The sequence below is a fragment of the Stappia sp. genome (genome assembly GCF_048268045.1).
In the GTDB taxonomy this organism is placed as follows: domain Bacteria; phylum Pseudomonadota; class Alphaproteobacteria; order Rhizobiales; family Stappiaceae; genus Stappia.
This window is the reverse complement of record NZ_JBLWWG010000003.1, coordinates 298,135-322,267: the sequence shown is the minus strand read 5'-3', so window position 1 is coordinate 322,267 and position 24,133 is coordinate 298,135. Positions and strand designations below refer to the sequence as shown.

General features: G+C 66.2%; 23 protein-coding genes. 10 read left to right on the top strand and 13 right to left on the bottom strand.

The annotated features are described in order from the left end of the window. Position 1 precedes the first annotated feature (1 nt). Positions 2-1,030: a thiamine pyrophosphate-dependent dehydrogenase E1 component subunit alpha gene (locus tag ACN0WF_RS06605; protein ID WP_417772007.1), complete on the bottom strand. Its 1,029-nt coding sequence runs from the start codon at positions 1,028-1,030 to the stop codon at positions 2-4. A 1-nt stretch (position 1,031) separates the two neighbouring features. Beyond that, complete coding sequence (locus ACN0WF_RS06600; RefSeq protein ID WP_417772006.1) at positions 1,032-2,351, bottom strand: NAD(P)H-dependent oxidoreductase; 1,320 nt, start codon at positions 2,349-2,351, stop codon at positions 1,032-1,034. Positions 2,352-2,610: 259 nt separating this feature from the next. Here ACN0WF_RS06600 and ACN0WF_RS06595 point away from each other — a divergent pair, with 259 nt between their 5' ends. From ACN0WF_RS06595 to ACN0WF_RS06565, 7 genes are all read left to right on the top strand, one after another. Beyond that, positions 2,611-4,167 carry an ABC transporter substrate-binding protein gene (locus ACN0WF_RS06595; RefSeq protein ID WP_417772005.1) on the top strand — a complete coding sequence of 519 codons (1,557 nt, stop codon included), beginning with the start codon at positions 2,611-2,613 and terminating at the stop codon, positions 4,165-4,167. Positions 4,168-4,243: 76 nt separating this feature from the next. Further along, positions 4,244-5,119, top strand: a complete 876-nt coding sequence (locus tag ACN0WF_RS06590) for a carbohydrate ABC transporter permease (protein WP_417772004.1) — start codon at positions 4,244-4,246, stop codon at positions 5,117-5,119. A 2-nt stretch (positions 5,120-5,121) separates the two neighbouring features. Further along, positions 5,122-5,964: a carbohydrate ABC transporter permease gene (locus ACN0WF_RS06585; RefSeq protein WP_417772003.1), complete on the top strand. Its 843-nt coding sequence runs from the start codon at positions 5,122-5,124 to the stop codon at positions 5,962-5,964. A gap of 3 nt (positions 5,965-5,967) precedes the next feature. Next, positions 5,968-7,014, top strand: a complete 1,047-nt coding sequence (locus ACN0WF_RS06580; protein WP_417772002.1) for an ABC transporter ATP-binding protein — start codon at positions 5,968-5,970, stop codon at positions 7,012-7,014. Continuing rightward, positions 7,011-7,994, top strand: a complete 984-nt coding sequence (locus ACN0WF_RS06575; RefSeq protein ID WP_417772001.1) for a carbohydrate kinase family protein — start codon at positions 7,011-7,013, stop codon at positions 7,992-7,994. The genes ACN0WF_RS06580 and ACN0WF_RS06575 overlap by 4 nt, the downstream gene beginning before the upstream one ends. 67 nt (positions 7,995-8,061) lie before the next feature. Next, positions 8,062-8,793, top strand: coding sequence for a hypothetical protein (locus ACN0WF_RS06570; protein WP_417772000.1), 732 nt, complete (start codon positions 8,062-8,064; stop codon positions 8,791-8,793). After that, complete coding sequence (locus ACN0WF_RS06565) at positions 8,786-9,385, top strand: hypothetical protein (protein WP_417771999.1); 600 nt, start codon at positions 8,786-8,788, stop codon at positions 9,383-9,385. The genes ACN0WF_RS06570 and ACN0WF_RS06565 overlap by 8 nt, the downstream gene beginning before the upstream one ends. A 152-nt stretch (positions 9,386-9,537) precedes the next feature. Here ACN0WF_RS06565 and ACN0WF_RS06560 read toward each other — a convergent pair whose 3' ends face one another. From ACN0WF_RS06560 to ACN0WF_RS06525, 8 genes are all read right to left on the bottom strand, one after another. Further along, the gene (locus ACN0WF_RS06560) at positions 9,538-10,284 is read right to left on the bottom strand and encodes a glucose 1-dehydrogenase (RefSeq protein ID WP_417771998.1); all 747 of its coding nucleotides are present in this window, start codon (positions 10,282-10,284) and stop codon (positions 9,538-9,540) included. 127 nt (positions 10,285-10,411) lie between these two features. Next, entirely contained in the window at positions 10,412-11,314 is a 903-nt protein-coding gene (locus ACN0WF_RS06555; protein WP_417771997.1) for a LysR family transcriptional regulator, read from the bottom strand. A gap of 135 nt (positions 11,315-11,449) precedes the next feature. Beyond that, positions 11,450-12,943, bottom strand: a complete 1,494-nt coding sequence (locus tag ACN0WF_RS06550) for a sugar ABC transporter ATP-binding protein (RefSeq protein WP_417771996.1) — start codon at positions 12,941-12,943, stop codon at positions 11,450-11,452. Between the two features lie 66 nt (positions 12,944-13,009). Further along, positions 13,010-14,101, bottom strand: a complete 1,092-nt coding sequence (locus tag ACN0WF_RS06545; protein ID WP_417771995.1) for a hypothetical protein — start codon at positions 14,099-14,101, stop codon at positions 13,010-13,012. Further along, the gene (locus ACN0WF_RS06540) at positions 14,098-16,215 is read right to left on the bottom strand and encodes an ABC transporter permease (protein ID WP_417771994.1); all 2,118 of its coding nucleotides are present in this window, start codon (positions 16,213-16,215) and stop codon (positions 14,098-14,100) included. The genes ACN0WF_RS06545 and ACN0WF_RS06540 overlap by 4 nt, the downstream gene beginning before the upstream one ends. Positions 16,216-16,233: 18 nt before the next feature. Further along, positions 16,234-17,250 carry a sugar ABC transporter substrate-binding protein gene (locus ACN0WF_RS06535; RefSeq protein WP_417771993.1) on the bottom strand — a complete coding sequence of 339 codons (1,017 nt, stop codon included), beginning with the start codon at positions 17,248-17,250 and terminating at the stop codon, positions 16,234-16,236. Positions 17,251-17,289: 39 nt separating this feature from the next. Beyond that, on the bottom strand, positions 17,290-18,303 hold the full coding sequence (locus tag ACN0WF_RS06530) for an ABC transporter permease (protein WP_417771992.1): 1,014 nt from the start codon (positions 18,301-18,303) through the stop codon (positions 17,290-17,292). A gap of 385 nt (positions 18,304-18,688) precedes the next feature. Further along, positions 18,689-19,447, bottom strand: coding sequence for a MauE/DoxX family redox-associated membrane protein (locus ACN0WF_RS06525; RefSeq protein ID WP_417771991.1), 759 nt, complete (start codon positions 19,445-19,447; stop codon positions 18,689-18,691). Between the two features lie 262 nt (positions 19,448-19,709). On the opposite strand from ACN0WF_RS06525, the gene ACN0WF_RS06520 reads away from it, so the two are divergent. The 3 genes from ACN0WF_RS06520 to ACN0WF_RS06510 are packed head-to-tail and all read left to right on the top strand — an operon-like array spanning position 19,710 to position 21,104. Further along, the gene (locus ACN0WF_RS06520; RefSeq protein ID WP_417771990.1) at positions 19,710-19,967 is read left to right on the top strand and encodes a PepSY domain-containing protein; all 258 of its coding nucleotides are present in this window, start codon (positions 19,710-19,712) and stop codon (positions 19,965-19,967) included. Between the two features lie 7 nt (positions 19,968-19,974). After that, a complete protein-coding gene (locus ACN0WF_RS06515) occupies positions 19,975-20,565 on the top strand; it encodes a cytochrome b/b6 domain-containing protein (protein WP_417771989.1) in 591 nt (196 codons plus the stop codon). Continuing rightward, positions 20,562-21,104: a helix-turn-helix transcriptional regulator gene (locus tag ACN0WF_RS06510; RefSeq protein ID WP_417771988.1), complete on the top strand. Its 543-nt coding sequence runs from the start codon at positions 20,562-20,564 to the stop codon at positions 21,102-21,104. The genes ACN0WF_RS06515 and ACN0WF_RS06510 overlap by 4 nt, the downstream gene beginning before the upstream one ends. 73 nt (positions 21,105-21,177) lie before the next feature. Here ACN0WF_RS06510 and ACN0WF_RS06505 read toward each other — a convergent pair whose 3' ends face one another. The 3 genes from ACN0WF_RS06505 to ACN0WF_RS06495 all read right to left on the bottom strand — a co-directional run bounded on the left by ACN0WF_RS06505 (position 21,178) and on the right by ACN0WF_RS06495 (position 24,124). Beyond that, positions 21,178-22,128, bottom strand: coding sequence for an MBL fold metallo-hydrolase (locus ACN0WF_RS06505; protein WP_417771987.1), 951 nt, complete (start codon positions 22,126-22,128; stop codon positions 21,178-21,180). Positions 22,129-22,200: 72 nt separating this feature from the next. Continuing rightward, positions 22,201-23,535, bottom strand: a complete 1,335-nt coding sequence (locus tag ACN0WF_RS06500) for a TRAP transporter large permease (protein WP_417771986.1) — start codon at positions 23,533-23,535, stop codon at positions 22,201-22,203. A gap of 1 nt (position 23,536) precedes the next feature. Continuing rightward, complete coding sequence (locus ACN0WF_RS06495; RefSeq protein WP_417771985.1) at positions 23,537-24,124, bottom strand: TRAP transporter small permease subunit; 588 nt, start codon at positions 24,122-24,124, stop codon at positions 23,537-23,539. Positions 24,125-24,133: the final 9 nt, after the last annotated feature.

Here is a 24,133-nt window from a genome sequence, read left to right as displayed (position 1 = left end):
CTCAGACCCCGGCATGGCTGTCGGCATAGACATGGGCGGCAAGATCGGCCGGATCGGGCGCAGCACTCGCCTTGGCGAACTCGATGCCCTCGCGAACCGTCCGTTCCGCGCTTTCCGCGATTTCGCCCGCGCCCGCCTCGTCGAGAATGCCGTGGGCGATCAGTTCCTTCTGGAAACGCTGAATCGGATCGCCGGCCATCCACTCCTCGATCTCCTCCTTCGTCCGGTAGCGATTGCGGTCGGACTTGGAATGCCCGCGCCAGCGATAGGTGAGGTTTTCCACGAGGCTCGGCCCCTCGCCCGCCCGCGCCCGGGCGACCGCCTGGTGGACCGCCTCGGCGACCGCCGAGAAATCATTGCCGTCGACGGTAACGCCGGGCATCGAATAGGCGCTTGCCCGCTCGGAGATCCGCGCGACCGCCGTCGAGCGCTCCACCGAGGTCGACATTCCGTATTTGTTGTTCTCGCAGACGAACACGACCGGCAGTTTCCAGATCGAGGCCATGTTGAGCGCCTCGTGGAAGGCTCCCTCGTTGTTGGCCCCATCGCCGAAGAAACAGATGGTCACGTCCGGCCGGCCAAGGCGCTTGGACGACAGTGCCGATCCGACGGCGATGGGCAGGCCGCCACCGACGATGCCGTTCGCGCCGAGGTTGCCCGTCGCCACATCGGCGATGTGCATGGATCCGCCGCGCCCGTGGCAATAGCCCGTCTCCTTGCCGAAGAACTCCGCGAACATGCGCCCCACATCCGCGCCCTTGGCAATGCAATGGCCGTGGCCGCGATGGGTGGAGGTGATCTTGTCGGCATCGCCGAGCTCGATGCAGGTGGCCATGGCGCTTGCCTCCTGCCCGATCGACAGGTGCATGGTGCCGTGGATCAGCCCACGCATGTAGCTCTCCTCCGCCCCTTCCTCGAAGCGGCGGATCAGGTACATGCGCCGCAGCGCCTCGCGCAGCTTCTCGGGTGCGTAGGAACGAATGGCGAAGGGCCGGTTGTCAGCCTCGCCGGTCTTTTCTGTCGCTGTCATCTCAAAGTCCCAGCATCGCGTCCTGGCGCGCGCGCAGCGCGGCGATGCGGCTGTCGGCGGGGACGGCCGCGTTGGCGGAGGTGATGAGTTCGCCCTTGCGGATCGGCGCCGTGACCTTCGCCCCGGCAAGCAGGCCGCAGGGCGTGGCCGAGGCGGCGCGCGCCTCTTCGACGGTCATGATCCAGGCGCGGTAGCAGTACTCGCCGATCTGGTCGAGCGTCTCGCCCGGCTGAAGATCGCGCTTGGCGACGGCGCAGACCTCGGCGACGGGCCGGGCCATCGGCACCATGTCCGCCTTGCCGTAGAGCACGACGCGCGCGCAGGTGAGCGGCACCTCCAGCGAGGTCAGGTGGTAGGGACGGAAGAAGGTGAAATAGGGCCCCTTGCCCATCTTCAGGTCTTCCATGCGCTCCCAGATGCGCGGATGGTCCATCTCGGCGACGACGAAGACACCCGGCGCGACGCCCTTGCCGATGGTGTAGTCGACACGCCCCTCGGCCGACGACAGCAGGCCGCCGGCGCTTTCGGGAACCAGCACCTTGTTGAGGTCCTCGCGCGAGCAGGCGGGGCCGTGCATGCCCGGCTTGTCGGGCACCAGTCCGGTGGCGTTGGCGATGGCGGCCATCTCGACCATGGTCTTGGAGCCGTCGACGAACTCGACCAGCATGCGCGGGTTCATATGCCGCCGCACCGCCTCTTCCTCGTAGGCATCCGGCGTCGCGTCGATGTTGAGCGGGTTGTTCTTGCCCTTGCCGGCACTGACGATGCGGTGACCCATGGCCGACACGAACTCGATCAGCTCCATGCAGCTCGACGGCTCGTCACCGGCGCCGAGCGAATAGACGACGCCAAGCCGCTCGGCCTCGGCGCGCAGATAGGCACCGATGGTGACGTCGGCCTCGACGTTCATCATGACGAGATGCTTGCCGCGCTCCATCGCCGCCAGGCCGATCTCGGCGCCGACAGCGGGAATGCCGGTGGCGTCGACGACCACGTCGATCAACCCCGATTCGAGCAGCACGTTGACGTCCTCGGTAACGGCGACGCGGCCCTGTTCCATCGCCTTGTTGGCGGCATCAGGCGTCGTCGCCGCAACGGAACGCTGCTTGTCGCCGTAGGCGATCTCCACCGCCTTGGCGGCCGCGCCGGGCTTCGGCTCGCTGATCGCGCCGATGGCAATTCCCTGCATGTGGGCGACGCGGCTGACGATGTCCGTCCCCATTTCGCCAGCGCCGACAAGCCCGATGCGGATCGGCTTTCCAGCTTCCGCGCGGGTGGCCAGATCGCGGGCGAGACCCGTCAGGGCGACATTCGTGGGCATGCTTTTTCTCCTCCAGTCCGTGACGAAAAGGTATGCACATCTGTTTTTCTGTCAATCAAAAGTTCACGCTGCAACGCAGCATATCTACCAATTCAAATCCTGTTGACACGGATTTGTCATGCACACATTATCATTTTGTGTAACGAAAGTTCACATCTGGTCCCGGACGGGCCGGGCGCGACATGAGGAAGACGCGCCCCGCAGCGGCTTGTCGGGCAGCAGGGCACCTGCTTTACTGACACTTGGGAGGATGCACGAAATGACAATGCTGAAGACGGGGGTTTCCCGTCGCTCGTTCCTGCGCTCCGGCGCGGCCTTGGGGCTTGCCTCGGGCGCGACCATGGGGCTCAAGCTGCCCGCCTTCGCCCAGTCCGGGCTTCCCGACATCCAGTCCGTTCTCGACGGGATCTCGGTCGAAGGCTACGTGCGCGAGGACTACCGCAAGCTCTACGACATGACCAACGAGCCGCTGTGGGATCCGGCCAAGGACTGGATCCGCACGGTCGACTGGGAGAAGGTCCGCACCGAGCAGGCCGGCAAGACGGTGCGCTTCGCCATCGGCGCGGCGGACCAGGAGTCGGCGGCGGAGGGCCTGAAGCCCTTCGAGCAGCTCTCCGGCATCAAGGTCGAGCTCGTCCCGATCCCCGACGACAGCTTCTACGACAAGGCCGTCGCCGAGTTCATTTCCGGCAACGCCTCCTTCGACGCGCTGCAGTTCTTCTCGCCCTGGCTCGGCGACTTCGCCGCGCCGGGCTTCCTGGCGCCGCTCGACGACTATGCCGCCAAGTGGAACCTGCCGCTCGACGACTTCTATGACACCTACCGGCTGAACTACGGCTACTTCGGCGGCCAGCTCGTCGGCATTCCCTTCGACTGCGACATCCAGATGGTGCATCTGCGCAAGTCGATCATGGAGCCGATCCTGGGCGGAGAGATCGACCGGGCCAACTCGGTTCCGACCTATGACGAGCTGATCCGCATCTCCGCCGAGGCCAACAAGCTCGGCGGCGGCGTCGCCGGCGTCGGACTGATGCTGGCGCGCGGCTTCTGGGCCACCTACACGTGGGAGCACATCGCCGCCCAGGCCGGCCTGCAGCTCTTCGATGAAAACTGGAACCCGATGCTGACCAGCGACGCCGGCATGAAGGCGATGGACATCATCATGGCGCTCCAGAAGAACGCCATCGAGGGCACGGCCGGCGCCGGCTGGGGCGAGAATCGCGCCGCCTGGCTCGGCGGGCAGCTCGCCTCCAGCGTCTCCTGGCAGGACAGCGGCACCCAGGCGATGCGCCCGGACCAGTCGAAGATCGTCGGCGACTTCGTCACGATCTACGAGCCGCGCATCGAGGGCGGCGTCTTCGCCCCGCCGAACATCGCCGGCTCGACCTCCTGCGTCGCGGCGACCTCGCAGAACCCGGAAGGCGCGTTCCTGATGCTCGCCTTCCTGACCACCTCCTCGATCATGGCCATGAACGAGGCCAATGCCAACGGCGTCGGTCCGGGCTACAAGTCGGTGCTGGCGAACGAGCGCCTGCGCGCGGTCAGCCAGCCGGCGAAGGTGTGGGCCGACAGTCTCGACCACGCCTGGTGCGCTCCGCGCCTGCCCGGCATGTTCGAGATGGAACAGGTGCTCGGCAACGAGATCAACCGCGCCGTCACCGGCCAGATCTCGGCCAAGGAAGCGCTGGAGAACGGCCAGTCGGCATGGAAGTCCATCATGGAAAAGAACGGCTTCTCGGGCGGCAACGGTCCCGTTTCCTATGCCGATGTCGCGCCGGGCATGTATGTCGGTGCCGGCAAGGCCCTGCCGTTCTGATCCGATGACACAACTGGCATCAGAAAGCCGGAGCGGGGGGGCGGTCCAGACCGCCCCCGACCGCGCTCCCCGGCCCGTGCGCCGCCGTTCGCCCTGGCTGCGGCGCGCGTTCCCCTATCTGCTGGTCGGCCCGGCAGTCGTCTATCTCCTGGCGATCACGCTCTATCCCGGCATCTTCGCGATCTACCAGAGCCTCTATGTCGTGCGCTTCGTCAACTGGACCTTCACGGGTCTGGGCAACTACGAGCGCATCATCCAGGACCGCGAGTTCTGGGCCGCGCTCGGCAACACCGCCATCATCGGCGGCATCTCGCTGACGGCGCAGACGGTGATCGCCATGGCGCTCGCCTATTTCGCCTACCGCGACCCGCTGATCCGCGGCTGGCGCATCATCTTCCTGATGCCGATGCTGTTCATGCCCTCGGCCGTCGCCTACATCTGGAAGCTTGCGTTCAACGACGGGCGGGTCATCTCGGACCTGCTGATGGGCCTTGGCGTCGTTGATCGCAACGTCGACTGGCTGGGCTCCGTGCCGCTCGCGCGGCTGACGCTGATCGTCGCCGACGTGTGGCAATGGACGCCGTTCCTCTTCATCATCTTCGTCGCCGCCCTGCAGGGACAGGACCAGGAGATCGAGGAGGCCGCGCGCCTCGACGGCGCAAGCTGGCCCGCCATCTTCTGGAACATCTCGCTGCCGATGATGCGCCCCATCATCGTCGTCGCGGTGACGCTGCGCGGCATCGACATCACCACCATGTTCACAAATGTCTACATCATGACGCAGGGCTCGCCCGGCGGAACCACGGAGACGATGAGCTTCTTCATCTACCGGCAGGGCTTCCGCATGTTCAATTTCGGCTATGCCTCGGCCGCCTCCGTGCTGATGCTGGCGCTGACGATCCTGATCGCGCAGACCGTCGTCAAGCGCGCGTTCCACTCGGGGAGGGCCTGACCATGGCAAACCTGCGAAGGAAGCGCGGAGAGAGCCGGCTGCTGCGCTATCTGGTGCTGGGAGGCTGGGCGCTGCTGTGCCTCGCCCCGATCCTGTGGTTCCTCACCATCGGCTTTCGCCCGCGCACGGAGATCGTGGTGCCGGAGCCGATCTACTGGCCGACCTTCTCGCTCGACGCCTGGCGGCTGCTGATGAGCGACTGGCCGATCGCGCAATACCTGCGCAATTCGGTCGTCGCGGTGGCTGGTTCCGTGGTCATCGACCTGGTGCTGGCGATCCCGGCCGCCTACGCACTGTCGCGCTACGAGTTCAAGGGACGCGACGACATCGGCTTCTACATCCTGTCGACGCGCATGATGGCTCCCGCCATCGTCGCCGTGCCGATCTTCTTCCTGTTCCGCGAGCTGGGGCTGCTCAACACCGTGTGGGCGCTGATGCTGGTCTATGCGGCGATCAACCTCAGCCTCGTGACCTGGATCATCCGCAGCTACATGCTCGACATCCCCAAGGAGCTCGAGGATGCCGCGCGCACCGACGGGGCCGGCGATCTCACGATCCTGCGCGAGATCATCGTGCCGGCCTGCCTGCCCGGCATCATCACCGCCGCCGTGATCGCGGCGATCTTCGCCATCAACGAATTCCTGTTCACGCTGCTCATCGCCTCGACGTCCGAAGCCTACACCATGTCCGTGGCGCTGGCGAACTTCACCGGCGGCTCCGACGGCGTGATCTACAATGCAATCGCCCTCGTCTCCTTCCTCGCCTTCGTGCCGATCCTGATCCTCGTGATCCTGATCCAGAAGCACCTCTCGCGCGGATTGACGATGGGCGCGGTCAAGGGCTGAGACATGGCTTCCATCCGACTTGAGAACATCGTCAAGCGCTACGGCGCCTTCACCGGCGTCAAGCACATGTCGCTCGACATCGCCGACGAGGAATTCCTCGTCCTGCTCGGCCCCTCGGGCTGCGGCAAGACCACCACCATGCGCATGATCGCCGGACTGGAGGAGCCGACGGAAGGGCAGATCATCATCGGCGACGAGGTGGTCAACGAGATCGACGCCCGCGATCGGGACGTGGCGATGGTGTTCCAGGGCTATGCGCTCTATCCGAACATGTCGATCTACGAGAACATCCGCTTTCCCCTGCGGATGCGGAAGATCGCCCGCGACAAGCACGACGCGCTGATCCGCCAGGCGGCCGACATGGTCGAGCTCGGCGACTACCTCGACCGCAAGCCGGGCGCGCTTTCCGGCGGCCAGCGACAGCGCGCGGCCCTTGCCCGTGCCGTCGTCCGCCAGCCACAGGTGTTCCTGATGGACGAGCCGCTGTCCAATCTCGACGCCAAGCTGCGCGCCTCGATGCGGGTTCAGATCAAGCACATGCAGCGCCAGCTCAAGGTGACGACGGTCTATGTGACCCACGACCAGATCGAGGCGATGACACTCGCCGACCGCATCGTCATCATGAACGGCGGCGCGATCCAGCAGGTGGGCACGCCGGACGAGATCTATACCGATCCCGCCAACACCTTCGTCGCCGGCTTCATCGGCTCGCCGCCGATGAACCTGATCGAGGGCACGGCCGCGGCCGGGCGCTTCACCGCCCCTGGCGTCTCCGCCCCCTGCCCCGCGCATCTTTCCGGAGCGATCACGCTCGGCGTCCGCCCGGAGGACTGCCGCGTCAGCGGCGACGAACTTACGGGCACGGTCTACGGCGTCGAGCCGACCGGCGACGTCACCTATCTGACAGTGGCCTTCGGCGAACGCCAGATGGAAGTGAAGGCGGCACGCGACTTCCGCGCCGACATCGACACGCCGATCGGCATCGGCTTCGACGCGGATCGGCTGTATTACTTCGACGAAACGGGCAACCGGATCAGGGAGGTCGCATGAGCCCGCGCTTCGACTTCACGTCCATGGGGTTCATCACCTTCGACGCGCTTTGTCGTCCGGTGACCCAGATCCCGCCGGGCGGCGGCACAATCTTCGTCGACGAGCTGACGCTTGCGGTCTCCGGCGCGGCCGGTTCCGCCGTCATCGTCGCCGCCAAGCACGGGCTCAGGTCCCGGGCTGTCGGCGGCGTTGGCGAGGACGACATGGGCGACTGGGTGCTGATGAAGCTCGACCGCTTCGGCGTCGACACCAGCATGATGGCGCGCTGCCCCGGCTTCACCACCTCCTCGTCGATTGTCACGACCCGTCCAGACGGCGCGCGCCCGGCTCTGCACAAGCGTGGCGCGACCGACGGTTTCCTGATCCGCGACGACCAGATGGACGATCTGCTCGACACGCGCATCCTGCATGTCGGCGGCGTCGGACTGATGAACCGGATGGACGACAGCGGCCGCACCGAGGAGATCATGGCGGAGGCCAGGCGGCGCGGCGTGATCACCACGCTCGACGTCTTCGCCTCGACACCCGACGATCTGCCCAAGGTCGAGCGACTGCTGCCGTACACGGACTATTTCCTGCCCTCCGAGGAGGAAGCCCAGGCGCTATCGGGCCTTTCCGACAACCGCGCGCTCGCGGACTTCCTGCTCGAGCGCGGCGCGGGATGCGTCATCCTGACGCTTGGCGCGGAAGGCGCCTTCTACCGCGACCGCGAGGGGCTGGAGTTCCATACGCCGGCCTTCGGCATCGAGGTGAAGTGCACCTGCGGCTGCGGCGACTGTTTCAACGGCGGTTTCGCCACCGGCCTGATCAAGGGCCTGAGCCCGCAGGAGGCGGTGCGGATCGCCCAGGCAAGCTCGGCGCAGAACGCCACCGGGCTCGGCAGCCAGGCCGGCGTGGTCGACTATCCCACGACCCTCGATTTCATCGGCAGGACCGCTCCGCGACAGCCCACCGACAGCTTGGTCGCGGGCGCGACATAGGCTAAGTTCGGTCACCAGAAACGGGACCACAGCCTTGACCAGCCCTTCGCCGAGAACACCCGATCCGATGCCGCTTCGCGAGGCCTTGCGCGGGCTCCGCCATGTGCTGCGGCGCGGCGGCGCGACGCTGCGCGAGACGCTGACCATCGACATGCTGCCGCAACCGGCCGCGCATCTGGCCGGCAGCATGCTGCGCGACGTGGAGACGCTCGCCAAGGGTGCCGATCGCATCGCCTCGGAACTGGCCAAGGCCGTGCTCGGCGGCGTCCATCCCGCCTCGTCGTCGCTTGCCGAGATCGCCGCGCGCGGTGATCACGGCGAACTGTTCTCCGCCGCCGCCTATCCGGCGCTGCGCGACGTTCTGCTGCGGCTCGGCGCCAAGGACGCCTTCGTCAGCGAGGCGGCCGCCCGCAGCGCCTTTGCCGCCGCCCACGCGCAGATGCTTGCCCGCGACACCGCCCATGCGGCCATCGAGGAGACGCCGGGGACCGACGACAAGGCGGCGGCCGAAGCACGCATGGCCGCGGCGCTGACCCTTGCCATGATCGAGGCGCGCGCCATCCGCGGCCTGCCGGGTGGGCGCGAAACGCGCGTTGCCGCCTCCGCTCTGGAGCCGGTGGCCCTCTTCTCCGTGATGCTCTGGCTGCAATCGGGCGCCGGCGAGGAGGAAAACGAGGCGGCGCTGTCCGCGGCCACCGACCTAGCGGTGGCGCTGGCCGGCGACGTGGAGACGGCCGCGCGGGCGGGCGACGCCGCGCGCATCGCCGCCCTCTACCTGGAGTTCGCCTCTCATGTCTGAGCTGCCGCGCCATCCGGAAGCGTTTCCGCAGACAAACGAGCCGCTCCGGATCGCGGTCCGCCGTCTGCGCTGGTTCACCACTGCCTTCCGCCGGCATGTCGAGGCCTTCGGTGCCGACATCGGCTGCCGGTTCGAGATCGACGAGGCGAAGCTCGCCGGCATCTTCGTGCGCTGGCTGCGCACCGTCGAGCGGCAAAAGCCCTCCGACAAGTCGGCACGGGAAGACTATTTCGATTTCGCCGCCGGCATCATGCTGCGCGAGCTGACCGCCGACATGCCGATCCGCGCCCTGGCCGCGCCGACGAAGGCCGCGCCGGACAGCGCCGCCGCCTTCTGGCCGGAGGGCTATGTGTCGACGCTCTTCTGCCTGTCCGTGCACGCCGCCGCCGCGCGCCAGGAGTTCCGCCACGCGCCGGAGCCCTCGGCGGCGATCGACGACCTGCGCCACTGGTGGTCCTTCCGCGAGAACGCGGCGAAGAACGCCAGCTTCTCGGTCGGCTTCCTGCAGATGTTGCTCGGCCATCAGCCGAACTGGGCGATGCCCGATGTGTTCCGCGCCCGGCTGGAGCGGGAAGTCGCCGAACGCGGCTGATACGGCCGCTCCCGCAACACAGGCAGGCGGCGGCGAAACGAAAACGGCGGGAAGGGGTGCCCCTTGCCCGCCGTCGTCACGACCGGATCCGCTGTTGCAGCTCCTGGCAACCTCACCCCATGCGGAGCGGCCGCCACCGCGCGAGGCGGCACTCAGATGCAGCGGCCGCCATCCACTTCCATGGCGATGCCCGTGACCATGCCCGCCTCGTCGGAGCACAGGAACGCGGCCGCGTTGCCCATGTCCTCCGGCGTCGAAAACCGGCCGATGGGGATGGTCGACAGGAACTTGGCGCGCACCTCCGGCGTGTCCTCGCCCATGAAGGTCTTGAGCAGCGGCGTATCGCCGGCGACCGGGTTGATCGCGTTGACGCGAATGCCGAAGGGGGCAAGCTCCACCGCCATGGCGCGGGTCGCGGTGATCACCCAGCCCTTGGAAGCGTTGTACCAGGTCAGGTTGGGGCGCGGCGAGACGCCGCCGGTGGAGGCGACGTTCAGGATCGCGCCCTTCTTCTGTGCCTTGAAGTGCGGCACGACGGCGCGCGCGCCATGATAGATCGAGCGCATGTTGACGTTGGCGATGCGATCAAAGGTCGCCTCGTCGATCTCTTCCAGCGGCTTGGGCGTGTGACCGACGCCGGCGTTGTTGACCAGAATGTCGAGACCACCGAAGCGCGACAGCGCGATATCACGCGCCTGGGCGAAGCCCTCGGCCGACGATACGTCGGCGACGAGCGGGGCGATCGACGCCGGCGCGCTCTCGGCGACGCGCTTGGCCGCATCCCCGTCCCGGTCGACCAGGACGACGCGCGCGCCCTCGGCCACGAATTTCAGAACGATCCCCTCACCGAACCCCGACCCTCCGCCGGTGACGATGGCAGTCTTGCCCTCAAGTCGCATGTCATGTTCCTCCAAAACTGGCCGCACATTCGAAGATGAGCGGGCGAAAGGACAGACGGATTATCTGAACGGGTCTTGAGGTTTCCTGCAAGCAGGCCTGTCGGCATTCGATGGCCGGGAGGAAACCTCAGGCCATCTCGCGCAGGTTGGTGCGAATGAGATCCATCAGCTGTTCGGAAAACCCGTGCTGCACATAGCCACGCGCGGTGATGATGCCGACGGCACGGTGGGCTTGCGGATGCGACAGCGGCACCACCGACAGCGCATCGTCATGGCGCATGCCGATGGCGATGCTCGGCACGATGCTGACGCCAAGCCCCGCCTCGGCCAGCGCGATCGCCGTCTGGGCGTTCTCCACCTCGTATTGCGGCGTCAGCACGATCCCCTCCTCGGCGGTGAGCCGATCGATCAGCCCGCGCACGGCGGTCTTGTCGTTGAGCAGGATCAGCGGCGCGGCGCCGGCTCCGAGGTCGGACAGGGCGAAGGCGCGCGCCTCGGTGCGGTGCTCGCCCGGCACGCAGGCGACCAGTGGATCGTCGATGATCGATTCGAACTGGAATTCCGCCAGATGCGGCACCTCCGGCCCAATGTAGAATTCCACCTCCTGCTGCTGGAGCAGCACCAGCGCGGCGGTGGGAGGCGTTTCCTTCACTTCCACGAAACTGCGCGGATACCGCAGCTTGAAGGTCGCCAGGATGTCGGGAAGGCGGGTGCTGGCAAGCGTCGGCGCGCAGGCGATGCGCACCCGGCCCTGGCGCTGCGCGGCGATCTCGGCCAGCCTGTCCAGGCCGGACTGAACGTCCTGCATGGCCCGGCGCACCTGTTCAAACAGGATCCGCCCTTCCGGCGTCAGGTTGGCACGGCGCGGGGTGCGGATAAACAGGCTGATGCCGACCTGCTCTTCCAGGTCGCGGATCTGCATGCTCACGGCCGAGGCGGAGCGATGGCTCTCCTCCGCCGCGCGGCGAAAGCTGCCATGCTCGGCGGCAAGCAGAAAGGTCTGAAGAAGCTTGAGGTTTACATTGCTCATATCGGTCGGCAGGATCGCGCCGCAGGGAGCCGCGATTAGGCCTTCTGCGGTCTTGAAATGCAAGGGCGCCCTGCCAGAAATCCCGATACCCGGCTACGGAAATCCCGGCCGGAACCCTCCCTATTTCCGGGCCCGTCAGTGGACGGCGGCGAACATCACCCGTTCTTCCGTCGCGTCCGACACCATCATCTCCTCGACAATGCGCCCGCGCTTGGCGACGAGGATGCGGTCGGCCACCGCAAGGATCTCGGGCAAATAGGAGGAGATGACGACGACGGCCATGCCCTGGTCGGCAAGATCGCTGATGAGCTGGTGGATCTCGACGATGGCGCCGACATCGACGCCGCGCGTCGGCTCGTCGAAGATGATCAGCTTCGGCTGCTGGATCAGCGCCTTGGCGATGACGATCTTCTGCTGGTTGCCGCCGGACAGTTCGATCATGCGGGCCTTGTCGCTGATCGACTTCAGATGCAGCTTCTCGCCCCATTCCTTGGCCAGCTTGCGGGCCTGCGACATGGAGACGACGCTGAGCGGGTTCGCGCCGTTGGACAGTTCGCCCACGTGCAGGTTCTCACCCACTGTCATGGTCTCGAAGAAGCCGTCGTGCTTGCGGTCCTCGGTGACATAGACAATGCCGTCGAGCATCGCCTGGCGCGGCACGCGGTAGCGCACCGAACGGCCGTGGAGGCGGACCTCGCCACCGTAGAAGAGATTGCGCTTGATCACGCCGGAGACGACCTTGGCCATCTCCGTGCGCCCGGCGCCGACGAGGCCGAACATGCCGGTGACCTGTCCGGCGAAGACCGAGAAGGACGAGTTGCGCACAAGCCCGGCATAGGACAGGTTCTCGACCGAGAGCACCTTCTCGCCATAGGGCCGGGCAGCGCGCGGCGCCGCGCCGTGCAGCGTCTCCGTCAGGCTGCGACCGACCATGGCCTGAACGATCGAGGCGCGGGTGAACTCCTTCGCCTCCCCGCTCGCCACGATCTCGCCGTCACGCATGACGGTGATGCGGTCGGAGACCTCCAGCGCCTCCTCCAGCGCGTGGGAGATGAAGACGATGGTCACGCCCTTGGCGACGAGCCGCTCGATGAGGTTGAAGAAGTGGCGCTTCTCCTCCGGCGTCAGCGTCGCCGTCGGTTCGTCGAAGATGATGACGCGGGCCTTGTGGTGCACCGCGCGGGCGATTTCCACCATCTGCTTGTGGGCTGCCCCGAGCGTCGAGACCTGGGCGGTCGGGTCGACCTGAAAGCCCATTCCGACGAGAAACTGTCGCGCCTCGATGTAGAGGCCACGCAGGCGGTTGAAGACCTTTTCCTCGCCCAGATAAATGTTCTGCGCGACCGTCATCGCCGGCACCAGGTTGGTCTCCTGGAACACCATGACGATGCCGGCGGCAAGAGCATCGGAGGGCGAGGAGAATTCCACCGGCTTGCCATCGAGCAGCAACTGGCCGGAGGTGAGCTTGTGCACGCCCGCCATCACCTTGGTCACGGTCGACTTGCCGGCGCCATTCTCCCCGAGGATCGCGTGGATCTCGCCCTTGCGCAGGCCGATATCGACATTCCGAAAGGCCGGATTGCCGCCGAAGGTCTTGGTCGCGTCGCGCAACTGGACGATGTCGCTCATGTCGCCTCCCGGAGCATCTGGCGAAGGTGCCGCCGCCTGCCCTGATGTTGTGTTGTTCCCAGCGCCTCAGCGCCCGCCGGCGATCGCCGGAAGCCGCAGGATGCGTCCGCCTCCACGCGAGGCGACGACCAGATCGTCGCCAAGCTCGCAGGCCGAAACGACGCCGTGGGCCGTGCCGTCGGCACGCGAATGGTAGCTGGCATAGGGTTGCATGCGCGCGTTGCAGGCGACCACCAGGCCGTAGGACCGCGTCGTCGCATAGGGTTTCAAGACGCCCATCTGCTTGAGCTGGCTGCCCTGCATCGGCTCGCGGAAATGCTGCCCGGAGGCAAGCGAGGGGGCCATCCAGAACGGCTCGGGCACCTCGGTCAGCATCCGGTTGCGGAACGTGTCCTCGCGCAGGATGAATTCCACGAGCTGGTTGCGCACGGAATAGAAGGAAAGCCAGTAGCCGGCGTCATAGGCGGGCGCGATGCGTGCCGGATAGGCCGGCAGATGCTCCAGCACGGGCTCCGTCTTTCCGTTCGAGATGTCGAAGGCGACCACCCGATGGCGCCAGGCCTCGGTAAGATAGACTCGGCTCGAGCCGGTGGTGGCGATGCCTGCGGGCCAGGCGAGATCCTCGGCCAGGCACGTCGCCTGACCGCTGCGCAGGTCCAGCTTCCAGAGGCTTCCGCTCGCCCCCTTCTGCAGCAGGTCGCGCCGCCATTCGCCAGCGCCGACCTGCCGGGAACCGCTGGTCATCAGCAGCGTGTTGGCGTCGAAGAAGGCCAGCGCGGTCACCGCGCCGAACGCCCCGGCGCCGTCGCCGGGAAACACCCGCCCGTCATGTGGTCCGCCGCAGATCACCACGCCCTCGCCGTCGAGACCGACGGCGAGCATGCCCTTGGCCCCGGCGAGCGCGGAGACCGGGCGGTCGAACTCCGCCACAAGCTCCGGTGCGCCGCCATCGCGGGAGAACCGCAGAAGCCTCTGTCCGGAACTCGCCACCAGGCCCTTTTCAGTGGCGACGAGATTGTCCGCCGCCTCGAGCTCGGCGAAAGTCTCCGCCTCCTCCAGCGCCTGGTTGGGCAACAGCGGACCGTCGAGCACGGGCAGCGTGATCGACCAGTCGCCGCGCCCGAGAAAGCGGTCGAGAAACCCGCCGAGGAACGTCATGCCGGTTTCCTCCAGTAGCTGTCGACACCGCACCAGTGCGGATCGGCGTCGGGAAGCGGCAGGGTGCCCATGCGGTTGTTGAAGATGCCGCAGAGATAGAGCACGCCCTTGTGCTCGCGCATCGAGGTGATCATCGGGTGCTTCTGCCCCCCCTGGTCCCAGAAGCTCTCGAGGATCTCGCCCTTCTCGTTAAAGCGCAGCACGCAGCCGGTGTTGAGATTGGGCATCAGCCAGGCATCCTCCGACACGCGCCGCGCCATGCGCCGACGGAAGCCGGGCATCTCCAGCGACAGGTCGAGCGCGGGCGTGCGCATGCCCATCAGCGCCAGCCAGTAGGTGCCGTCGGAGGCGCGGTTGATGTTGTCGGGATAGCCCGGCAAGCCCTCGATCACCCGCTCCAGCCGGCCCTTCTTCGGCCCTGCGTAATAGTAGCGATTGATGCGGCAGGCCCAGCTCTCGGCAAAGAGAACGGATTCCCCGTCGTAGGAGGTGCACACCCCGTTGGGGAAGACGAGACCGTTGATCAGCGTGCGGGTCGAGCGCGTCTTCGGATCGAAGCAGATGAGCCGGCCATTGCCACGGCTTTCCAGCGCGTCGGCGTACCAGTCGTGCATCTCGAAGCGGATCGTCGCCTCGGAAAAGACAATCCGCCCGTCGGGAAGGATGTCGCAATCGTCGGCAAGCTTCATCGAGCTGTCGTCGGCGACCGAGGTCAGGCTGCGGTTGGTTTCCGCCGTCAGCAGGCTTGCCTTGCCGTCCGGCGTGATCTGGTAGAGGCCCATGCCGCCGACGCAGACGGCCATGTTGCCGGCCTCGTCGAAGACCATGCCCATCGGCGCGCCGCCGATATGGGCGAAGACCTCGTGGCGGGTGTAGTCGGGCGGGAACCAGCGCAGGATGTCGCCCTGGCGGCTGCCGGTATAGAGATTGTCGTCGCGATCGAAGATCACGTCCTCGGCACCGTCGAGAACGCCCAGGCCGATCACCCCGACGCCGCGCAGCCTGTCGTTGGGCGCCATCGGCGACCCTGGCGCGGTGGAGACCGCGGGCGGCATCTTGTTGTAGGTCGGAGAGATGTAGACGCTGCGCAGGATCTTGTGGCGGTTCTTCACCCAGCGCACGTCGAGGAACACGGCGGCGACCAGCACCAGCCCGAGCACGAGATCGTTGACCGGTCCGGGCACGGCAAGCGTCAGCAGGCCGTTCGACAGGATCAGCACGAAGACCGTGCCCATCAACGCCTTGGCGACCGAGCCGCGACCGCCGCCAAGCGAAATGCCGCCGAGCACCGTCGCCGTAAGAGCCTGAAGCTCAAGACCCGACCCGATGTCGGAGGCGGCGCTGCCAATGCGCGCGGAAAAGAAGAAGGCCGCCAGCGCCACGAACATCGAGCAGACAAGATAGGCGCTGAAGACGGTGAAGCGCACATTGACGCCGGCGTTGTAGGCCGAGCGGCGGGCGCCGCCCACCGCCAGCAGCCGCCAACCGTATCGCCCGCGCGACAACACGACATGCAGCGCCAGGGCGATCACCGCGAAGACGAGGAAGGACACCGGAATGCCCCACACCCGGCCGATGCCGAGAAGATCGTAGAGCGGGGAATCAGGGTAGCTCATGACGATGTCGGTGGAGATCTCCGGAAAAATGATCTCGAAAACCGCACGGAAGATGATCAGTGTCACCAGCGTCGTCAGGAAGGCCCGCATCCTGAGGATGCCGACCAGGAACCCGTTGATGATGCCGCAGACCGCGCCGACGCTGAGCGTTGCCGCAAGCCCCGCGCCGAACCCCCACTGGCCGACATTCATGCCGTAGAGCGCGGTAAGAACCGCGATGGCGAAGGTCGAGCCGACGGAAAGGTCGATGCCGCCCGAGATCATCACGATGGTGAGGCCCAGCACGATCAGGCCGAGTTCGGCGACCTGACCGCTCAGATCCGCCATCGTGGTGAGATGGAAGAAGCGCGGCACGATGCTGCCGAAGATGGAAACCAGTATCACCAGCGCCATGAAGGGGATGATGCTGTCGATCCACTTCTTGCTGAGCACCTCCCCGACAACATGGTCGGGGAGAAGCCGGTAGCGCCAGCGAACGATGCTTTCAGACAGGGACATGCCGCGCTTTTCCGTCACTTACTTGAGGTCTTCGAGCTTCCAGCAGTTGCGGCCGGAGGCGTTGGACGTATCGACACGGGTCACGGGACCGAAGAAGACGGTCTTCTCGGATCCGGCCTCGCGCTCGGGGTGCTGGAGAAGCTCGGAAATCTGCTGCGCGGCGATCTCGCCCTGGATCGGGGCGTTGAAGTTGTAGATCACGTCGAGCAGGCCCTTGTGGATGCTGTCGCAGCCCGTGGAGCTGCCGGCGCCATTGGTGACGATGGTCACCTGATCCTGCTTGCCGGCGGCAAGAACGGCCGCGCCGGCACCGACCTCGGCGTTGTCCCAGATGCCCATGATGCCGCAGAGATCGGGGTGCTGCTGCAGAACCGTCTCGGTGATCTGGCGGGCCTTCTCGCTGTCGTAGTCGGCCGGCTGGTCGGAGACGAGCTCGAGGCCGGGGTTTTCGGCCAGCACCTGATCAAGGCCGGCTCGCATGAAGATGTTGGCGGCGCCGGTCTGCACGCCGGCGAGCCAGACGATCTTGCCGGAGGGCGCATCGGGACCGGTACAGACCCTGGCGAGTTCGCGCGCCTCGAGGAGGCCCATCTCGATCCAGTCGTTGCCGACATAGCTGTCGGTCTGGGTCGCCGACTGCATGTTGACCTGGATGACCTTGATGCCGGAGGCCTGGGCCTGCTTCAGCATGCGGGCGTAGGTCTGCACATCCGGGTTCTGCACGATCAGCAGGTCGGGACGCTCGGCGATGGCGCCCTGAAGCGCGCGGATGCCGGCGCTGGTGTCCATGTTGGGATCGCGGACCTCAAGCGTGAAGCCGTAGCGCTCCGCGTGGCGCTGCCACACCGCGACCCAGGCCTGGTTGAGGTCGAAACCCTGCGAGATCGGCACGAAGATCACCTTCTTGCCTTTCATCGCCTCCAGATAGGCCGCCCGACCGATCTGCTCCATGTCGCGCGCCTGCGACATCTGCGGCTGAGCGAAAAGGGTCAGCGCCGCCAGCGCCCCCCAAACCATCTTCTTTGCAACGCCCATTCTCTTTCCTCCCTGAGATGTCATTGATGTCCCGCGGCCTCAGATGTCTCCGCTTTGCGAAGTCTGCTCGTCGCGCGGATTGATGAGCGCGTCGATGACCAGAGCGAGCAGCAGGATCACGCTCTTGATCAGGCTCTGGCTGGTGTAGCTGATGTTCATGATCGTCATGCCGTTGATCAGGATGCCGACCAGGACCGTGCCGACGATCACGTTGCGCACGCCGCCCTGCCCTCCCGCCAGGCCGATGCCGCCGAGCACCACGACGAGAAGCACGTCGTAGATCATCGTCGAGTTGTAGAGCCGCGTGTTGATGCCGGTGACCAGCCCCGTGAGGAGGATGCCGGCGACGAAGGCGATGAGCGCGGCGATCACATACTGGGTGATGATCACCGGCCGGGTCGGCAGACCCGAGGTGCGCGCCGCGTCCGGGTTGTCGCCGGTCGCGTAGACGAAGCGGCCAAAGCGCGTGTATTTCAGGAAGACGCTCATGATGAAGGCGACGAGCGCGAAGACGAACACCGCGACCGGAATGCCGAACACGCTTCCCGCGCCGACGAAACTCAGCCACTTGGCATCGGCCGGCGCATAAAGCACGTCCGAGCTGAACAGGATCCGGCCCGAGCCGTAGACCGTCGAGGCGATGGCCAGGGTGGCGAAGATCGGCGGGATCTCGGCGACCGCCACCATGATGCCGGTGAAAAGCCCGATCAGCGCGACAACGCCGGCACCGACGAGGAGCGCCACGGTGAAATCGAGCCCCTTGCTCGACAGCCATATGCTGAAGGCAACGCCAACCACCATGACCGCGACCATGGTCAGGTCGATGCCGCGTCCAACGACGATAAAGCCCATGCCGACGGCGAGCGTGCCGAGGATCGACACGTTCTTCAGCAACGTGGCCAGGTTCGCCTTTGTGTTGAAATCGTTCAGAAAGACCGAGAAGAGGACGAACAGCACGACGGAAATCGTGATGACGACCGCTTCCTGACTGATCTTGCGCGGCATGCGCAAGACGCCGATACCGGACCCCGAAGCCTTCGGTGCTCCCGCCACGTCTTCCTCCCATCTGGTCTTGCCGCGGGCGGACAGGACACGCGCCCGCGCCCCGCCCGCTGCCAGCCATTGGGCAAACGGTTCCGTGTCGCGATCGGTGATTGGTGTCCACCCTGGGCCCTGGCCCTCCCCGGCCAAGGTAGCGACGATCATCCGCGACCCCTGATGGAAGCCGCAATTTCGTTTTTCTTATGCGCTGTGCAACCCCTTTCAGTCCCTACGGAAATCGTCTTATCCCGGCGATTTCGGCAGGACTTTTGTCGGGTTTCCCGGTCGTTTCCCTCGCCTCGGGGAACAAGGATCTGAGAGACGACCGCACGCCAGAGGCGCGGCGCGAGGTGGACGGGAGCGACCGGCGGGGAGGGAGCGAGCTGGCCTTTTCGGGTCAGGCGATGGCGCGCAGGCCGATCCACAGCGCCATGGCGATCATCATCAGGTTCTCGGTCAGCGAGACGAAGCCGAGTGGAACGGTGGAGCCGCCGCCGACGCAGGCGCACTTCAGCTCGCGCTGCTCGACGTAGACCGCCTTGAAGACGGACACCGCCCCCACCGTGCCGACGAACAGCGCCACGGGCACCGAAAGCCAGGGCAGCAAACCCGCCAGCATCAGCAGGCCGGCCGCCGTTTCGGCGTAGGGGTAGAGATAACCATAGGGCACGAAACGGCGCGCCAGCAGGTCGTAGTTCAGGAACATGGTCGAGAAGCCCTCCACGTCCTGAAGCTTCTGCAGGCCGAGAAGCACCATCGCGATGGCGATGAACCGCTCGAGCGAGCCCACGACCAGGGGCGAGCCTTCCACCAGCCAGGCGACGGCAAGAGACATCAGCGCGGCAATCGCAAAGATCGCGACCACCGGCCGGTAGGAGGTGTCGCCCTCCTTCGGCACGCGGTGGCCGAAATACGCGCGCAGCGCGTCATAGCCGCCGATACGTTCGTTGCCGATGAAGGTCTGAGGCGTCGTCTCCACCCCCTCCTCACGCATGAAGGCATCCGTCTCGGCGCGGGTCGTCAGATGGTGGTCCTCGACCGTGTATCCCTTGCGCTCCAGCAGCCATTTCGACTTGAGGCCGAAGGGGCAGAGATGCTCGGGCATCACCATCCGCCAGAGGATGGCGCGGCGCGGCGTGGCGGGTCCGGTGCTCATGGGAACCTCCTGCGTGTGTAGCCTTGCGTCGGGGGTCAAGAGCCCAACGCGCCAGGCGACGGATGTGTTCCCCGACAGGTGGGAGGGCCGCGTAAGCGCGCGCTTACGCGCTGGCATCTACGCCCGCTGCCAATGGCGCGGGGACCCCGTTCCAACCCAGATCGGCGGCACCGGCCCGATAGCGGACCGGCCAATGCAATGCGCCGCCCGGCCTCGCCAGATGCGCGAAGACCCCGGGTCCGGCAACCCAAGGACATGTCACATGCGCAAGCTTCTCATCGTTCTCGCCACCACCGCCGCCCTTGCCACCCCGGCGCTGGCCGCCGACCTGACGAAGGACAGCACCCTCGGCACCACGATGGACGCGGTGAAGGCCAGCCTCACGGAGATGGGCTACGAGGTCCGCAAGTCGGAGATGGAAGACGGCCGGATCGAGGTCTATTTCGTCAAGGACGGCAAGATGGGCGAGGTCTATGTCGACGCGACGACCGGCAAGGTCGCCAAGCTCAAGATCAAGTGAGCCGGCCATGAACGCCATCGACGAACGGATCGGCGGGCGCTTCGGCGCCCGCGACGGACAGTCCCGCGAGTTCGCCGTCTGGGATCCGCTGGTCCGGCTCATTCACTGGAGCCTCGCGCTGTGCATCCTCCTCAACGGCGTGTTCACGGACCCGGAGGAAAGCCTGCACATGTGGGTCGGCTATACGGCCGCGGGTCTTCTCGCGGTCAGGCTTCTTTGGGGCCTGATCGGCCCGCGTCCAGCGCGCTTCACCTCGTTCCCGCCGAGCCCGGCGCGGGCATTGCGCCATCTCGCCGCGCTGCGACGGGGCGACAGGACCGTGCATCTGTCGCACAATCCGCTCGGAGCCTTGATGGTCTACAACATCTGGGCGACCGTCGCCGCGCTGGCGGTGACCGGATACATGATGGGTACGGTGCGGTTCTTCGGGATCGACTGGGTGAAGGAGGTTCACGAGACCGCCTTCAACTGGCTGGTGATCTCCGTGGCGCTGCATGTGGGCGGCGTCGCTTTCGACACCTGGCTCTCGAAGGTACCCCTGGTGCGGGCGATGGTCGACGGACGCAAGCGCGTGCCCGACGGAGCGAATGTTGAATGAACGGATCTTGGCTTCCGGTATTCACGCGAGAGCGGCGGGCGATGACGCTTGCCGCTCTCATCCTGCTGCAGAGCCTGTGCGCCCTGTTCTTCATGGCCGACGTGATGATCGACCTGAACGACGGGGATCACCTCGACCACATTCAAATGCTCCTCGAGGCCATCGCGGCACTGGCGCTTTCCGGCGGCGTGATTTTCCTGATGCTCGAACTGAGACGCCTGCTCGCGCGGATGGACACGATGGCGACCGGCCTGAGGGCGGCCCGCGGCGAGATGGCGGAGCTGATGGACGGCTTCTTCGAACGCTGGGCGTTGACCCCCTCGGAACGCGACGTGGCGCTGATGGTGCTCAAGGGCGTCGACAACGAGACCATCGCCAGCCTGCGGGGCACGGCGACAGGCACGGTGCGCGCCCAGTGCACCCGTATCTACGCCAAGGCCGGCGTCGATGGCCGCTCGCAGCTCTTCAGTATCTTCATGGAAGAGCTGCTGGCCGGCGACCATCCGCTCGGCCCCTCCCCTGACACACACCGGCCATGACAGGCGCCGGACGTGAAAACGCCCCCGCCGGCGGCAACCGGCGAGGGCGCTGAAACCAGGCGTGACAGCCGTGTCAGCTCTGGACCATGTTCCACATCATCTGGTCGCGCTCGGCGGTCCAGATGCGCGGCGTCTCGACGCCGCGCGCCTCGTCCCAGGCGCGGCCGATGTTGAACGGCAGGCAGTGCTCATAGATCGCATAGTCGCCGAACTTGGGGTCGCAGGCAGCGCGAACAGCGGCCGTCGCCTCCTCGAGCGTGCCGCCGCGCGCGGCGATCCGCGCAACGGCGTTATAGGTGCTCTCGACGAAATCACGGGTGTTGGCAACCGCCTTTGCGACCATCTCGCGGCCGACCAGCGCGTCGCCGCGTCCCGGCGCGATCGAGGCCGGGTCGAAATCGAGAATGGCGTCCAGCGTGTAGCCCCAGTCGGCGAAATGGCCGTCGCCGCAATAGCAGGCGGAGTGATACTCGACGATGTCACCGGTGAACATCACCTCCTGATCGGGAACCCAGATCACCGCATCGCCGGCAGTGTGGGCGCGGCCGAGGTGCATGATGTCGACGCGGCGCTTGCCGAGCCAGACCGTCATGCGGTCGCTGAAGGTGGTGGTCGGCCAGGTCAGGCCCGGGATTTCCTCATGGCCCTGGAACAGACGCGGGAACCGGCCGAACTCGCTGTCCCAGTCCTCCTGGCCGCGCTCGACCACCTGGGCACGGGCGGCGTCGGACATGATGATCTCGTTGGCGCCATAGGCGGAGGCGCCGAGCACGCGCACGGCGTGATAGTGGGTCAGCACCAGATGGCTGATCGGCTTGTCGGTAACGGTGCGAACCGCCTCGATGACCTTGCGCGCAAGCCGCGGCGTCGCCTGCGCCTCGACGATCATGACGCTGTCGTCGCCGATGATGACGCCCGAATTCGGATCGCCCTCGGCGGTGAAGGCATAGAGCCCCTCGCCGATTTCGGTGAAGGTCGTCTTCTTTTCGGAAAGATCGCCCTGCGATGCGAATGCCTTTGACATGATTGCTCCTTTGTTCGGTTCCCGGGGCACGGGCCGCGTTTGGCCCGGGCCCCGGAGAGGGTCGTTCCGCCTCTAGCGCATGCTCATCGGCAGCGAGAGCACGATGGCGGGGAAGAAGATCACCAGCAACAACGCGATGATCTGGATGATGACGAAGGGCGTGACGCCCCGGTAGATCGTCGAGATCGGCAGGTCGGGCGCCACCCCGCGCAGATAGAACAGCGCATAGCCGAAGGGCGGCGTCAGGAACGAGGTCTGCAGGTTCACCGCCAGCGCGATGGCGAACCAGATCATCACCTGGTCCGACGGCAGGCCGAAATCAAGCGCGGCAACCACCGGCGCGACAATCGGCACCACCACGAGGGTGATCTCGACCCAGTCGAGGAAAAAGCCGAGCACGAAGATCAGCGCCATCACGATGAAGAGCACGAAATAGGGATTGCTCTCGTGGATGTCGAAGAAGTCGATGATCATGCCATCGCCGCCGAGCCGGCGGAAGACGACGGAGAAGATCGACGCGCCAATCATCACGAAGACGATCATCGCCGTGGTCTTGCAGGTGTCGTGCAGCGAATCGCGCAGGGCCCTGAAATTGAGGCCGCCTGAGACGAAGGCAAGCAGCAGGGCGCCGGCGGCGCCGATGGCGGCGGATTCCGTCGGCGTGGCGATGCCGGTGATGATCGTGCCGAGAACGGAGAGGATCAGCAGCATCGGCGCGAGCAGGTCGCGCACGAGGCTCCACAGCGCCTGGCCGATGGGCCCCGCCTCCCGGCGCGCCGGCGGCGGCATGCGGTGCGGCGCGAAGATGGCGATGGAAAGCAGATAGAGGAAGTAGAGCCCCGAAAGCAGAAGCCCGGGATAGATCGCCCCCATGAACAGGTCACCGACCGACAGACGCATCTGGTCGCCGAGGATGATTAGCATGATCGACGGCGGCAGCAGGATCCCGAGCGTGCCGGAAGAGGCGATCAGCCCGGAGGCGAGCCGCATGTCGTAGTTCGCCTCGCGCATCGCCGGCATCGCCATCATGCCCATGAGCACAACCGACGCGCCGATGATGCCGGTGGAGGCGGCCATGATGACGCCGATGATCGCCACGGCGAAGGCGTAGCCGCCGGGCATGCCGCGAAACAGCGCGGCGAGCGAGCGCATCAGCCGCTCTGCGATGCCGGAGCGTTCCAGCATCAGCCCCATGAAGACGAAGAGCGGGATCGCGACCAGAAGCCAGTTGGTCAGCGTACCCGAATAGATCCGCTGCACGCCCATCGACAGGAACAGCATGGGCACGTCGGCCAGGACGGCGAAGAGAACGCCGATGCCGGCAAGGACGAAGGCCACCGGATAGCCGGAGAAGATCCCCAGGATGAGGCCCGCGAGCATGAGGAGGGGCCAGCCATAGTCTCCCATCTCAGGCTCCTTTCGTCGTGGCGTCGTTGTCGCCGGCGCCGTCGTGGCCGCCGCGCGCGAGCCAGATCAGCGTGCCGATGCCCCTGACGACACCGAAGACGGCGAGCATGCCGAAGCACACGGGAAGGGCCGCCTTGATGATCCAGCGCGCGTCGAGCCCGCCCTGGGTCGAGCCCTCGCCGGTGCGAAACGCCGTCTGCGTGAAGCCATAGCCGTACCAGCAGATGATCAGGCTAAAGGGCAGCAGGAAGCCGAGATCGCCGAAGACGCGCACCCAGAGCCGCTGCTTCCGGCTCATCATCAGGGACAGGAAGTCGACCGAGACATGTGCATCGTCGCGCAGCGCCCAGACGCCGCCGAACAGCACCAGGAGCGCGAAGATGTACCACTGGACGTCGGTCAGCGTGTTCACCGTGAGCGCCTTGCCCAGGATCGGAAGCGTGCCGTCCCAGTCGGCCAGGACCGTCACGCCGGCCGCCGCCGAGATGACCGAGACGGTGATCGCCAGAATGAGCGGCAGGGTCAGCCAGCTGACCCAGCGCCCGGGAAGGCAGAGCAGGTCTATCAGGCACGAACAAAGGCGTGGCATGGGGCGTCC

What these genes read in the sequence shown, in the direction of transcription:
- ACN0WF_RS06500 (WP_417771986.1), bottom strand. Translation starts at nt 23,535, where the DNA reads ATGGGAGACTATGGCTGGCCCCTCCTCATGCTCGCGGGCCTCATCCTG.
- ACN0WF_RS06560 (WP_417771998.1), bottom strand. Translation starts at nt 10,284, where the DNA reads ATGCGACTTGAGGGCAAGACTGCCATCGTCACCGGCGGAGGGTCGGGG.
- ACN0WF_RS06540 (WP_417771994.1), bottom strand. Translation starts at nt 16,215, where the DNA reads ATGTCCCTGTCTGAAAGCATCGTTCGCTGGCGCTACCGGCTTCTCCCC.
- ACN0WF_RS06535 (WP_417771993.1), bottom strand. Translation starts at nt 17,250, where the DNA reads ATGGGCGTTGCAAAGAAGATGGTTTGGGGGGCGCTGGCGGCGCTGACC.
- ACN0WF_RS06505 (WP_417771987.1), bottom strand. Translation starts at nt 22,128, where the DNA reads ATGTCAAAGGCATTCGCATCGCAGGGCGATCTTTCCGAAAAGAAGACG.
- ACN0WF_RS06570 (WP_417772000.1), top strand. Translation starts at nt 8,062, where the DNA reads ATGCCGCTTCGCGAGGCCTTGCGCGGGCTCCGCCATGTGCTGCGGCGC.
- ACN0WF_RS06585 (WP_417772003.1), top strand. Translation starts at nt 5,122, where the DNA reads ATGGCAAACCTGCGAAGGAAGCGCGGAGAGAGCCGGCTGCTGCGCTAT.
- ACN0WF_RS06605 (WP_417772007.1), bottom strand. Translation starts at nt 1,030, where the DNA reads ATGACAGCGACAGAAAAGACCGGCGAGGCTGACAACCGGCCCTTCGCC.
- ACN0WF_RS06555 (WP_417771997.1), bottom strand. Translation starts at nt 11,314, where the DNA reads ATGAGCAATGTAAACCTCAAGCTTCTTCAGACCTTTCTGCTTGCCGCC.
- ACN0WF_RS06495 (WP_417771985.1), bottom strand. Translation starts at nt 24,124, where the DNA reads ATGCCACGCCTTTGTTCGTGCCTGATAGACCTGCTCTGCCTTCCCGGG.
- ACN0WF_RS06550 (WP_417771996.1), bottom strand. Translation starts at nt 12,943, where the DNA reads ATGAGCGACATCGTCCAGTTGCGCGACGCGACCAAGACCTTCGGCGGC.
- ACN0WF_RS06580 (WP_417772002.1), top strand. Translation starts at nt 5,968, where the DNA reads ATGGCTTCCATCCGACTTGAGAACATCGTCAAGCGCTACGGCGCCTTC.
- ACN0WF_RS06520 (WP_417771990.1), top strand. Translation starts at nt 19,710, where the DNA reads ATGCGCAAGCTTCTCATCGTTCTCGCCACCACCGCCGCCCTTGCCACC.
- ACN0WF_RS06515 (WP_417771989.1), top strand. Translation starts at nt 19,975, where the DNA reads ATGAACGCCATCGACGAACGGATCGGCGGGCGCTTCGGCGCCCGCGAC.
- ACN0WF_RS06525 (WP_417771991.1), bottom strand. Translation starts at nt 19,447, where the DNA reads ATGAGCACCGGACCCGCCACGCCGCGCCGCGCCATCCTCTGGCGGATG.
- ACN0WF_RS06510 (WP_417771988.1), top strand. Translation starts at nt 20,562, where the DNA reads ATGAACGGATCTTGGCTTCCGGTATTCACGCGAGAGCGGCGGGCGATG.
- ACN0WF_RS06565 (WP_417771999.1), top strand. Translation starts at nt 8,786, where the DNA reads ATGTCTGAGCTGCCGCGCCATCCGGAAGCGTTTCCGCAGACAAACGAG.
- ACN0WF_RS06595 (WP_417772005.1), top strand. Translation starts at nt 2,611, where the DNA reads ATGACAATGCTGAAGACGGGGGTTTCCCGTCGCTCGTTCCTGCGCTCC.
- ACN0WF_RS06545 (WP_417771995.1), bottom strand. Translation starts at nt 14,101, where the DNA reads ATGACGTTCCTCGGCGGGTTTCTCGACCGCTTTCTCGGGCGCGGCGAC.
- ACN0WF_RS06600 (WP_417772006.1), bottom strand. Translation starts at nt 2,351, where the DNA reads ATGCCCACGAATGTCGCCCTGACGGGTCTCGCCCGCGATCTGGCCACC.
- ACN0WF_RS06575 (WP_417772001.1), top strand. Translation starts at nt 7,011, where the DNA reads ATGAGCCCGCGCTTCGACTTCACGTCCATGGGGTTCATCACCTTCGAC.